The sequence below is a fragment of the Flammeovirga yaeyamensis genome (genome assembly GCF_018736045.1).
Classification (GTDB): domain Bacteria; phylum Bacteroidota; class Bacteroidia; order Cytophagales; family Flammeovirgaceae; genus Flammeovirga; species Flammeovirga yaeyamensis.
Genome location: NZ_CP076132.1, coordinates 3,351,945 through 3,364,859, shown reverse-complemented (window position 1 = coordinate 3,364,859; position 12,915 = coordinate 3,351,945). Strand labels below are relative to the sequence as shown.

The window sequence follows — 12,915 nt, the reverse complement described above, 5'->3', positions numbered from 1 at the left end:
TGAAAAAAATGAATTTTAAAAATATATCAAGAAAAGTTGCTGCTGTATTGGCAATTTCTTCTATCACATTGTCTTCATGTGTCAATGACCTAGACACGGAGCCAATTGATCCAAATGCAACTACTGCAAACAAAGTTTTTGCAGATCCTGCTAATTACATTAATGCATTAGCAAAACTGTATGCTGGTTTTACTTTATCTGGTCAGCAAGGACCGACAGGTAATCCAGATATCAAATTCCTAGATGAAGGTCATGGTCAATACCTTCGTGGATACTATGTGTTACAAGAATTACCAACAGATGAAGCAATCAACGGTTGGAATGATGGTAACCTTCCAAGAATTTCTCAAATGACATGGCAAGCAAATAACGAATTTATTCGTGCTTTCTATTACAGAGCAATTTACCAAGTGTCTTTAGCGAACGAGTTTTTGAGAAACGTTCCTGCAGATGGAGAAGTAAATGGCATTCAATTCTCAACAATGAGAGCAGAAGCAAGATTTATTAGAGCATTTGCTTACTGGCATGCACTTGATTTATTCGGTAATGGTGTTCCATTCGTAACAGAAGGTGACCCTGTAGGTGCTTTCTTGCCAAATCCAGCAGGTCTGCCAGGTTGGGGTTCTGATAGAAGAGAGTTATTTGATTTTATCGTTTCAGAAGTAAAAGAAATCGAAACAATGCTTCCAGAACCAAGAACTGGTGAGCTTGGTAGAGCGGACAAAGGAGCTGCGTATATGTTGTTGTCTAAGTTATACCTTAATGCTGAAACATATACTGGAACTGCAATGTGGTCAGAAGCTGAAGCTGAATTAAATAAATTGGTTGCTTCTGGTGCATATACTTTAAACCCTTCATACAAAGGAATGTTCTCTGCAGATAACCATACTTCTACAGAAACAATATTTTCTTTCAATTTTAATGCACTAAATACACAAACATTTGGTGGTATGACATACATGATTCACGCAGCAGTGGGTGGTTCAATGTCAGCTGCAGACTTTGGTATCAACTCAGGATGGGGTGGTAACCGTGCATTAAGAGAGTTAAACGCTAAGTTCGTTGACGGAGCTGACTTAAGAGGTCCAGGAGAATTATTAACTGTGGGTGATGATGGTGGAGACATCGATGATCAATTCAAATTTACGCAAGGGTATTTTGTACGTAAATTCACGAACAATAATGCTGATGGAACGGCTATTTCAAATCCAGATCCAAATGGTGATCACGTAGATACTGATTTCCCTACATTTAGATATTCAGATGCAGTACTTATGCTAGCAGAAGCTGAATTAAAAGGAAGTGGTTCTGTTTCTGGAGGAACTCTTGCTTTAATCAACCAAATTCGTACTAGAGCGGGTGTAGGTACAGTAACTCCAACAGAAGTAAACTCTGGACTTTGGATTCTAGACGAAAGAGCTAGAGAATTGTATTGGGAATGTCACCGTAGAACTGACTTGATCAGATGGGGACAATATACAAGTGGTGCTAACTGGCAATACAAAGGTGGTACTGTAAACGGTACTTCTGTTGCTGATTACCACAGATTAATGCCAATTCCTTCTTCGGATTTGAATGCTAACCCTAACTTAAAGCAAAATGAAGGGTATTAATCATACCCTTTATTAAACTTCATTTAGAATTTGATTATAGAAAATATGAAAAAGATATATTCAATCCTTTTACTCTTTGCATTCTTTGTTGGATGTAAAGAGGAGGATAAAGTTCAGATTGGTGGATCAGATACATATACTCCTCCTGTAATTTCAGAAGGACCAAGCACGGATAGTGTATATGTATTTGAAAAAGACTCTGCTGAAAATACATTTACGACAATGTCATGGTCAGCAGCTAACTTTGGTGTTTCTACTCAAGTGAATTACAATATTGCTGTCACTGTAGAAGGATATGAAGGTGTTGGTAATGCTGGTCAAGCAACTGGCCCTGCTACTTCAATTACATTGACACAAAAAGCAGTGAATGAACAAATCATTGCTGTAACAGGTATTGTCACTGAAGCTGCTTTGGATACTTTTAATGTAACACTTAGTGTGGTTGCATCAATGAGTAACGAAAGTGTTTTAGAAGCAAACACAACATCTGAAGGTAGAGTTGTTAAAATATTCCCTTATTTTGAGGCTCCTTTGCCTGCTAACAAAATGTATGTACGTGGTAACCACAATGGTTGGGCTGAAAATGATCCTACAACAATTTTAGGTTCAGCGGCAGCATCAGGTGGTCCATACGTTGGTTACATGTATTTAGACGGTGCTTTCAAAGTTTGTACTGAAGCAACATGGAGCGGTACTAATTATGGTGCAAGTGGTGATTGGACAGCAGTAGATGGTGGATTAGAATCAATGGCTTTAGATGCTGAAGGTGGAGATATTCCTAACCCAACTGGCTCTCCAGCAATGTTCTACTTAGATACTGATGGAGGTACAAAACTTACTGTAGAACCATTGTCATTTGTAATTACTGGTTCTGGTGTTGCTAGCGATGTAGTGATGGAATGGGACCCTCAAAACAGAGTATTATTTGCTAACACTACATTTAGTGATGGTACTATCACATTCAAAGGTAGTGATAATCATAACTTAGGTGCTGGTGAGAATGAAGGTATTGTAGTTAATGGTGGTGATCCAATTGAAGTTACTGCTGGTGAAAAGCAACTTTCATTAGATCTTAAAAACCCTGCTTCTTTGGTATATTACTTCTCTGCATCAATAGAAAGAACAGCACCTGTATTAGCAACTCCTGATTCAACAACTTTACGTTTTGCAAAAGATGATAAAGACAATGTAATTCAAGCATTCTCTTGGTCTGCTGCTGTTTTTGGTGAAGAATCTATTACAAGCTATGAATTATTCCTAGGTGGTCAATCAATCTACTCAGGAACAGATCTTACTGTTGCTACATTAACTACTGAAGCTGTAAATAGAGCAGCTTTAGATGATGGTGGAAGTGCTGATCAAGCTGGTACACATAATTTAAAAGTAGTTGCTAATTTTGCATCAGGTGCACAATTAGAGTCTGATGTTATTGAATTAACAATTACACCTTACCAAGCTTATCCAACTGAACTTTGGATGACTGGTGGTGCCTTAGGCGGATGGGATTGGAATACTGCATATGATGTACAACTAATTCCTGTTGCTAATCATCCTGAAAGATTCTGGGCAATAGTTTACCTGACAGCTGGTCAAGGTGGTGTTAAGATTTCACCTGATCGTGCATGGACTAATGATTTCGGAGGTTCTGATGAGAATGATACAACTTTACCAAGAGTTGAAACTATTGGCGGTTCTAATATTAATGTTCCAACTACAGGATACTATACTATTGTAGTTGATTACGTTAAAAACCAAATTTTGGTACAAGAGCCAGATGTGTATCTAATTGGTCAGGCTGTTGGAAGCTGGGATTCTGAGAATCCTGCAAACAAATTTACTATTGACAATGGCAATACTAAATTAACCATTACAAAAACTTTAGTTGATACACAACCTATCAGAATGTACACAGCTGCTTCATTCAATGGAGATGTATGGTTAGGAGGAGGAGATTGGTGGCAATCTGAATTCAATATCTTTAATGGAATGATTGAATACAGAGGAGCAGGTGGTGACCAAACTGCAGTTCCAGCTACTGGTGGAGAAAATGTTATTGATCTAAACTTTAGTGATAACACAGGTTCTATCTCACCAACTCCTTAATAATTAATTTTATTAAACATATAAATACAGCTACCTTAGAAATAAGGTGGCTGTATTTTTTTTATTTATTTTCGAAACCGATTGCGCTACCGTTTGAGGTTAACTTGCATAAAATCAGTGCGTTAAAAAATTTGAAACCTATAGTGTTATTTGTACCTTTATGAATATGAAAATGAATATTTTATAGAAATTCTTTGACTTTATGAAGAAAATAATACTACGAAATACTTACTTTATTCTGGCTCTAATCTTAACAACTCTGACTACTTCGAGAGCCCAGACAATTACAACTTCATCTGAACCTATTATTGTAAATCAGGAAGTGACATTTACGGCTGACGTAACAGGCAATGCACAATTAGAAGGATTAACTGAAGCTTGGGCTTGGGTATGGGTACCAAATACTGATTTTGGTGCACCTACAAACGTAAATCCTGCTACTTCGGCACAAGCAGCTGCTAAATGGACAAAGAAAAGTGGAAACATTTGGGAGATTTCTTTTATTCCAACCGAATTTATTGATGCACAACCCGATGAAATTACTAGTATCGGTATCATTTTTAAAGGTGCAGATTGGGGTGATGGTCAAACAAGTGACTTTACTTTTGAAGCGGCTCAAGATGGTGCATTAACTGTATCGGTTACAAATCCTGAGGATGGAGAGATTGTAGATCAATATACTACAACTCAAGTTGCTTTAACAACTAATATGAATTCAAATATAGTTTTAAAAGCTAATGGAAATACAGTTCAAACTGTAACTGACGGAACTAGTTTAACATATAATTATTATGCAGGTTCTAGTGGAGTAGTTGATTTTGAAATCATAGCGACTGCAGACGATCAAACAGTTACTCGTTCTTTACGATTGGTAATTAGACCAAGTTCAATACAAGAAGCAGCAAGACCAGCTGAAGCAACTCAATTAGGAGTAAACTATGGAGCTACATCTGTAACTCTTGTTTTACAAGACCCTGCTAAGAAAAAAGAATTTGTATATGTAATAGGTGATTTTAACGATTGGACACCAACGTCTTCTTCATTAATGAAGGTAGATAAACAAGATGATGCAAATTATTGGTGGATTACACTTGATAATTTGGATCCAGATACTGAATACATCTATCAATATTTAATCAATGGATCTTTAATTATTGCAGATCCTTATACTGAAAAAGTTTCTGACCCTGATGATCAATATATCGATGATACTCGTTATCCTGGATTAATTGACTATCCAACTGGGAAAACTAGATTCAGAGCTTCTACTTTCAAAATAAACGAAGAAGAGTATATTTGGAAAACATCCGATTTTACACCAACACCTATTGAGGATGCTGTAGTTTATGAACTATTATTTAGGGATTTTACGGAGGAAGCAACATATGAGGCAGCAATTGCTGAATTAGATTACATCAAAAATCTAGGAGCTAATGTGATACATGTGATGCCTGTAAACGAATTTGAAGGAAACCTATCTTGGGGTTATAACCCTAACTTTTACTTTGCACCAGATAAATACTACGGTCCAAAGAATAAGTTTAAAGAATTTGTAGACGAAGCACATGCTAGAGGTTTATCAGTAATTATTGACTTGGTGTTGAATCACTCTTATCATTCTTCACCAATGGTACGTATGTATAACAAAGGTGGAGATTACGATGATCCTAGTGCTGATAACCCTTGGTTTAATGAGACATCAAACTTCACAAATCCAGGCTTACAATGGGGGGCGGACTTCAATCACGAAAGTTCTTACACCAAGGCATTAGTAGATAGTGTGAATGCTCACTGGATGAAATATTACCATATTGATGGTTACCGTTTTGACTTCACAAAAGGTTTTGGTAATAATCCTAAGACTGATGGTGATGAATGGGGTAGTGCCTATGATCAGGATCGTATTGATTTATTATTAAGAATGAATACAGAGATCAAAAAGCGTAATCCTAATGCATTGGTAATTTTTGAACATTTGGCAGATAACTCAGAAGAAAAGGTACTAGCACAAGCTGGTATTTCGATGTGGGGTAATATCAACCATAATTTTAGAGATATTGTAAAAGGAAATAATTCAGATATCGCTTGGCAATCTCCTAAAGAAAGAGATATGCCTGTTCATGGTGTGATGTCTTATATGGAGTCACATGATGAAGAACGTTTAATTTATGATTCTGAAACATCAGGTAAAGTCTCTCAAACATATGATTTAAAGAAAATTGAAAATGGTATTGGTAGAGCAAAATTGGCATCTGCATTATTCTTCTTAGTACCTGGTCCTAAATTGATCTGGCAATTTGGTGAAAGAGGATACAATGTTTCTATCAATCAATCAGAATATCAAGGTGAGGTAAGTGATGGTAATAGAACTTCTGAAAAACCACTTATTAAAGAATTTGATACTCAAAATGATGAAGTTAGAGATGAACTGTATAAAGTATATGCTGCTTTATTAAAACTAAGAAATGATTATGACTTGGGTTCATTAGCTGATGATAAATACTCATATGATCTAAGAAGTGATATTAAAACTATATCCTTAGAAGGAGCTACAATGAAAGTAAAAGTAGTAGGTAACTTTACTTTAAATGAAGAGGATTACACTTATGATTATTCTTCTGATGATACGAATTGGTATAGTTACTTTGAAAACGGAGAATCTGTGCCAGCATCGGGAACTATGACATTAAACCCTTCTGAGTTTGTTGTTCTGACTAACGTTCAAGTAACAACTCCTGAGGCAGGATTAGCTACCGGATATCAAAGAATATTTGAAGTGACTCCTTATGGTTTTAGAGAACAAGATGAAATCAAAGTTTACTTTAATCCAGAAGGAACCGGAAAAACTTTTGATGGAACTGTAACTCTTGAAGCAGGGCTAGTGATGGATGAGTATGGTTCAGGTAACATTACAAATGTTCAGACAACTCCGATGACAAAAGAAGGGAATAAATATGTAGCGACCTTCACTCCAAAAGAGTTATTCGGCTTGTCTGATACTGATAAACCATTCGAAATGTCATTAAAAGCGGTTTCTGGAGATGTTTCCGAAGGTCCTCATTTCGTTTCTTTCGAACAAAACAACGCAAAACTTTATTTAGTAGGCGATGTAGCAGGTATTGCTTGGGATCCATCAAAATCTTTAGAAATGACAAAAGATGGTGAAGGAGGATTTTATTTAGATAATATAAATGTAGTGATCAATCAGTCATTCAAATTTATAGATCAACAAGACTGGAACGGCGGACAATGGGGAGATGCTGGAGACGGCAAATTACAACCTGCTTCTGGTGAAGGAGGAGATATTGTAGTACCTCAGTCCGGTGCATGTATCATTCGTGCCAATATTAACAATTTAACTTACTCAATTTCGTACGACATTACTTCAATTGAAGATAATGAATTGAGTAAAAGTGTAATTGCTTCTCCAAACCCTACTTCAAGTGAGGTGACTTTAACAAGTACTTCTTTGAAAGGTGATGTAGAGTGGATTGTAAGAGACCAATCAGGTCGAGTACTTCAGTTAGGTACTCAACTTCAAGTGAATGGTCAATTTAAAAAGGATCTGTCTATGTTCCCTGCAGGAATTTACTTTGTTGAATTATTTACTTCTGAAGGAAGAGTAGTGAAGAAAGTAATTAGAAGATAATTTATGTTTTCTGACTAATTTGAAAAGCCTATGACGAAAGTTGTAGGCTTTTTTTATTTTTATAGTTTATTAATGATGTTTCTTTATGATTCAGAAAATTGAACCCCCTTATTGGTGGAACTCCTTCGAGAATAAACAATTACAGTTGATGGTTTATGGTCAAAACATCAGCCAATATGATGTAAAAACTAAGGATGCAGATCATTTACTAAGATTGGATGGTACTGAGATAACCCATAACCCAAATTATCTGTTTATCAACTTTACCTTAAAAGAAAATATTTCAGCGGAGTTTTTTACCATTCAATTTTTTAAGGGCGAAGATATTGTTGAGGAAATTCTCTATGAATTAAAAGAAAGGAACATTCAAAATAAGTATAAGGATGACAACTTAACAATTCAACCTAAAGATGTTGTTTATCTCATTATGCCAGATCGTTTTTCAAAAGGAGGTCAGTTTAAATCAAAAAGATTGTTTGAGAGAGAAAATAGAGATAAACCTTTTGGAAGACATGGGGGAGATCTACAAGGGATTATTGACAATATAGATTATGTAAAAGATTTGGGTTGTTCTACACTTTGGTTAACTCCCGTTTTGGAAAATAATGCAAAGGAGTATTCTTATCATGGATATGGCATCACCGATTATTATCAAGTGGATGAGAGATTAGGTTCGAATGATTTATATCTTGAACTTTCTCAGAAATTACATCAGAATAAGATGAAATTGATCAAAGATGTTGTTTTTAATCATATAGGAATTCAACATAAGTGGCTATCTGATATCCCAGATGATAATTGGTTAAATAATCAGCTATATATTGATCGATATGAAGCTAAAAATTATTTGGGTACAAATTACCATGTGAATACTTCTTTTGATCCCTATGCGTCTTCTGAGGATAAAATAAGTACACAGGAGGGATGGTTTACGGATCAAATGCCTGATCTAAATCAAAATCATCCATTATTAGCCAAATATTTGATCCAAAATACGATTTGGTGGATAGAATATGCACAATTAGATGGATTAAGAGTAGATACGTTTGGTTATGTATTTAAAGAGTTTAATGACCAATGGTGTAAAGCAATTTTAAAAGAGTATCCATCACTTTACATTGTGGCTGAAGTGCTTGTTGGAGAAACAAGTTATGCTGCAAGATATAATACATATAATAAGCATAATACTTCAGCAGTGACAGATCTTCCGTTAGCTTTTACTGCTTGTAATTCATTTTCAAAATCGGATAAATCTAAATATTGGGAGAGTCAAATGCTTCAATTGTATAATCAGCTTTCACAAGACTTTTTACATAAAAATCCATATCAGTTATTGACATGTTTGGATAATCATGATATAACAAGAGTTTTTTCCAAGGTAAAAACAGTTGAAAGATTAAAACTAGCCATTGGTTTTTTATTAACTACAAGAGGGATACCTCAACTGTATTATGGCACTGAACTACTTTTCGAAGGGGAAGAAAGTGATCATTCCTCACTTAGAAATGATTTTCCTGGTGGTTGGGATAAAGATAAGGTCAATGCTTTTACTGCAGAAGGAAGGAGTGATGCTCAGAATGAGATTTGGAACTTCATTTCTAAATTACTGAAATGGAGGAAAAATGCTAAGGCAATAGCAGAGGGGAAGTTAGTTCATTTTATACCTCTAGATGAAGTCTATGTATATTTTAGAATCTCAAAAGCACAGAGTATTATTGTTCTTATTAATAATAATGATAAAGAAGAAGTAAAAATTGATTTCTCAAAATATAAAAGCTGTGTAAAAGGATATGAAGTAGGTAAAAATATTTTGAGTAATCTTGAATTTAAACTAAAAGAAAACATGTTCTTAAGTCCGTTATCAATTTCTATTTTAGAATTAAAATAAAAAAAAGATGGTATCATTAATTTATGACACCATCTCTTAAATGAATCAAATATTAAAAAGCATTTATTTCAAACGCCTTTTTCTATTAATATCTTTTCGTATCCATCAAATAGTTTTTGACATAGTCCTCAACACCTTCTTCTAAGGAAGTGAAAGGCTTGTCATATCCAATAGATCTCATTTTTTGCATTGTTGCTTCAGTAAAATACTGATATTTATCTCTGATGTCTTCTGGAGTAGGGATATAAGAAATATTCTCCTCAATGCCCATTGCTTTAAAAGTAGCTTTAGTTAAATCAAGGAAAGTTCTTGCCTCACCAGTACCAACATTGTAAATACCTGAATCTTCAGCTTTTCTATGATGCATTAAGAACATCATCATTTCTACAACATCTTTTACATAAACGAAATCACGTTGTTGTTCTCCGTCTTTATAATCTGGGTTGTGAGATTGGAACAATTTCATTGCATCTGTTTTTCCAATTTGATTAAACGCATGGAAAATAACAGAAGCCATTCTTTCTTTATGATATTCATTAGGACCATAAACATTGAAGAATTTCAATCCAGCCCAGAACATAGGTTGTCTTTCTTGTTGTAAAGCCCATTTATCGAACTCATTCTTTGACTCTCCATATGGGTTTAGAGGTTTCAAGTTTGGAATAATTTCCTCACTATCTTCATATCCTAATTCACCTAAGCCATAAGTTGCAGCTGAAGAGGCATATACTAAAGGGATTGCATATTGAATAGTTGCATTCCACATTTTCTTAGTGTATTCCGTATTCAAATGAGAAAGGATATCTCTATTGAACTCCGCTGTGCTTGTTCTTGCACCTAAATGAAAAATGAATTCAACCTCAAGGTGATTTTTATCTAACCAATCAAAAAACTCTTCCCTTTCTACACGTTCCAATATTTTTTTTCCTTCTAAATTTTTATTTTTCTCAGGAAAAGAGAAGTCATCTACAGCGATAATATGGTTAAAATTATCTTCATTTAATCTAGATATCATGCAACTACCAATAAAGCCAGCCGCACCCGTAACTACGATCATAATTTCTTAATTTTGAATATTTGATTGGTAAAGTCATTTTGAAACGTTTCTTTTCAAAAGACAAGTGCGAAGATACAATAAAATAATAAAGTTATTGAGCTTACTGTGTCTTAATGACCTTGAATTCCGTTCTTCTGTTTTTTGCTCGACCCTCTTCGTTTGTATTCTCTGAAATAGGTTGGGTATCACCAAACCCTTTTGCTTGAAGTCGATATTCAGGAATTCCATTTTGATTGAGGTACCTTAAAATTGCATCAGCTCTAGTATTGGATAAATTCTGATTGTATTCTTTATCTCCTACATTATCTGTATGACCCTCAATTAATATATTTACTTTATCGTTTAATAATAAGAAGTTGAGTAAGGCTCTTAACTCAGGAATAGATTTATCTTTGATGACACTCGAATTGGTATCAAAAAATATATTTTCAAGTGTGACTTTCTGATTTAATTGGATAGGAGGAAGTTCAATAATTATATTTGATGTATCTCTATCAATCTCAAAATTTCTTGAATAGAATTCATACCCCTTTTTTAGAATATTACCACCAAGATCCACTTCGCTAGGTAAGTCATTAAGGATGACATGTCCGTTTTGATCTGTAATTTGATTCCTTAAAAGAACATTTTCTTCAAGATTATATAATTGTATCTGTGTTGCTATAAGCGGCATTTTTGTTTCAGCATCTACTATCGTTAGCTCAATTCTATTGACATGAGGAGTAATGATTTTTTCAAGAACAATTTCATCCTTATCATTATTGCCATCTGATATCTCATAAATATCATAATTTCCTAGACCGCCCAAACGATTTGACGCAACATATTTAATGTTCCCATCTTTATTCGCTGAATAAGAGATTTCATCAAATGGACTGTTTATTCCTAATCCTAAATTGACTTTCTCACTCCAGTTGTTACCTTTTTTTACACTATAAAAAATATCATAACCTCCTATACTTTTCATGTCATTTGATGCAAAGAAAAGTGTATCTCCGTTAGTGGAGAAGTAAGGGTTTAGATGTTCCGAATCACCTTTAAAAATAGGGGTTGGCTTAGTCCACTTTTTTCCACTTCTTTTTGAAATGAAAATATTTGAGTGCATATCTTTTTTTCTTTTACCAGAGAAATAGAACTCTTTACCATCCGGAGTAAAGGAACCGCTTCCTTGGGTGAAGAAATAATTATTAATCTGTTTTGGGAGTTTAGTTTTTCCTTTTGGGATATTCTCTCCGTTTATATTTTCAAATCGACTGTAACTTACCACACCTTGTAATGCTCCTTGATACATGATTAAGGTTTTGCCTGATTTGGATATTCCAGTGACACTACTATTTCCTTCCGGATTGATTATATGATCTTTGATTAGCTTAACTTGGTTGGAATCAGAGTTAAAATAATAGATGTTGTCATAATACAATCCATCTAATTTTGGAGTTACACTATTTTGAGATGCTCTATTTGAAGTGAAAAATAGTTGATTGGTTTGAGGGTGTAAGTGTGCTTGGAAATCATCTGATGAAGAATTGAGCTCTTCGAGGTTTTTAATAGTAAGTGAGGAGTTGTCTAAAGTTTTGGCAAACTTGGTTTGAGAAAGTAAGAAGTCTACCTCACTTTTTGATGGCGAAACAATACCATCATGAAGAGAATTATATTTCTCATAAAGTTCTATAGCTTTATCCCATTTTTCTTCTAAATGAGCCACTCGAGCAGCTAGAAAAACTGTCTTTAAATTATTTTTATCAAGTGCTAATGAATTACATAGGCGAACATCTGCACTATCTAATTGATCTGATAAATAAAATGCCTGTCCAATTTTAAATTGTAATTGTGCACTCTCAGAATTTAATTGTTCTGCTTTTTTATAATAAATCAGTGCACTATCATACAAGTGATAGACATTCTTATAATTGTCACCGATTTCGATATTTCGAATGGCAACTTTTAATTCTTTTGTCTGATTTGGAAAATGAACCTTCTCAAATGATTTGTCACCTTGCCCATACATAATTTGAGGAGCAAGAATAGAAAGTAAGAAAGATGTGAAATATAAACAGTATGAAACAATTCTATTCATTGTTTAAAAAACAAAGGTGATGTGAAAATTCAACAAATTTAGAATAAAGGAGAAATCTGATGGAATTTCAAATTAGCTCTTTATATCAAGTTACCAATAAAAATTTGATAGGTATAAAAAAATCAAAAAAAATAGGAAGAAATCGAACTAAATTTGTATCAAAAATGTCACATAATTAGATGCTTTTTAAAGATTTTGTACTATTTAAAGAAATGCATTTCAATATTTAAATAAGATGTTAAATTTTGAAATATTTTTTGTCTAGGTCTCGTACATAATTGTAATAATTGTAGATAATCAACCACTCTTATGAAGACATTAGTAAAAATATTCACCATCATTTTTCTCATAGGATTATTCCTTATGTTCAACCGTGTAAGCCATACTGAGGAAGTGAATATTACTATTGAAAAAACTTCAAAACCAGCGATGCCGGAAGCAGCATCATTATCAAGATAAGATAATAACACAAATACTATATATATAATCCATTAGGAATAAAAAAAGAGGCTGATCATGAAAATGATT

General features: G+C 34.1%; 6 protein-coding genes. 4 read left to right on the top strand and 2 right to left on the bottom strand.

What is annotated here, in order from left to right; translation table 11 throughout:
* Nucleotides 1-8: 8 nt before the first annotated feature.
* From KMW28_RS13160 to KMW28_RS13145, 4 genes are all read left to right on the top strand, one after another.
* On the top strand, nt 9-1,613 hold the full coding sequence (locus KMW28_RS13160; protein WP_169666074.1) for a RagB/SusD family nutrient uptake outer membrane protein: 1,605 nt from the start codon (nt 9-11) through the stop codon (nt 1,611-1,613).
* A gap of 45 nt (nt 1,614-1,658) precedes the next feature.
* Nucleotides 1,659-3,716 carry a SusF/SusE family outer membrane protein gene (locus tag KMW28_RS13155; protein WP_169666073.1) on the top strand — a complete coding sequence of 686 codons (2,058 nt, stop codon included), beginning with the start codon at nt 1,659-1,661 and terminating at the stop codon, nt 3,714-3,716.
* Nucleotides 3,717-3,918: 202 nt separating this feature from the next.
* Nucleotides 3,919-7,365, top strand: a complete 3,447-nt coding sequence (locus KMW28_RS13150; RefSeq protein ID WP_169666072.1) for an alpha-amylase family glycosyl hydrolase — start codon at nt 3,919-3,921, stop codon at nt 7,363-7,365.
* Nucleotides 7,366-7,450: 85 nt separating this feature from the next.
* Complete coding sequence (locus tag KMW28_RS13145) at nt 7,451-9,253, top strand: alpha-amylase family glycosyl hydrolase (protein WP_169666071.1); 1,803 nt, start codon at nt 7,451-7,453, stop codon at nt 9,251-9,253.
* A gap of 85 nt (nt 9,254-9,338) precedes the next feature.
* Here the strand turns inward: KMW28_RS13145 and rfaD are convergent, their stop codons facing one another.
* Together rfaD and KMW28_RS13135 are read right to left on the bottom strand one after the other, a co-directional pair.
* Nucleotides 9,339-10,310 carry an ADP-glyceromanno-heptose 6-epimerase gene (gene rfaD / locus KMW28_RS13140; protein WP_066206189.1) on the bottom strand — a complete coding sequence of 324 codons (972 nt, stop codon included), beginning with the start codon at nt 10,308-10,310 and terminating at the stop codon, nt 9,339-9,341.
* A gap of 100 nt (nt 10,311-10,410) precedes the next feature.
* Nucleotides 10,411-12,387 carry an OmpA family protein gene (locus KMW28_RS13135; RefSeq protein ID WP_169666070.1) on the bottom strand — a complete coding sequence of 659 codons (1,977 nt, stop codon included), beginning with the start codon at nt 12,385-12,387 and terminating at the stop codon, nt 10,411-10,413.
* Nucleotides 12,388-12,915: the final 528 nt, after the last annotated feature.